The organism is Streptomyces barringtoniae, from assembly GCF_020819595.1.
GTDB lineage: Bacteria > Actinomycetota > Actinomycetes > Streptomycetales > Streptomycetaceae > Streptomyces > Streptomyces barringtoniae.
This window is the reverse complement of record NZ_JAJHNP010000125.1, coordinates 1-337: the sequence shown is the minus strand read 5'-3', so window position 1 is coordinate 337 and position 337 is coordinate 1. Positions and strand designations below refer to the sequence as shown.

The 337-nt window shown below is 73.3% G+C and carries 1 pseudogene; it reads left to right on the top strand.

Annotation, left to right across the window (positions count from 1 at the left end):
* A pseudogene (locus LMU33_RS41015) lies at positions 1-337 on the top strand (polyketide synthase); the annotation flags it as partial.

Here is a 337-nt window from a genome sequence, read left to right as displayed (position 1 = left end):
TCGACGTGGTGGAGGCGCACGGTACGGGTACGACGCTGGGCGACCCGATCGAGGCGCAGGCGCTGCTGGCCACCTACGGCAGGGCCCGGGCCGAGGACACGCCGCTGTGGCTGGGCTCGGTCAAGTCGAACATCGGTCACACGCAGGCGGCTGCCGGGGTCGCCGGGATCATCAAGATGGTGATGGCGATGCGGCACGGTGTGCTGCCGCGGACCCTGCACGTGGACGAGCCGACGCCGCACGTGGACTGGTCGGCGGGTGCGGTGGAGCTGCTGACCGAGGCGCGGGAGTGGCCGGAGACCGGCCGTCCCCGCCGGGCGGCGGTCTCGTCCTTCGG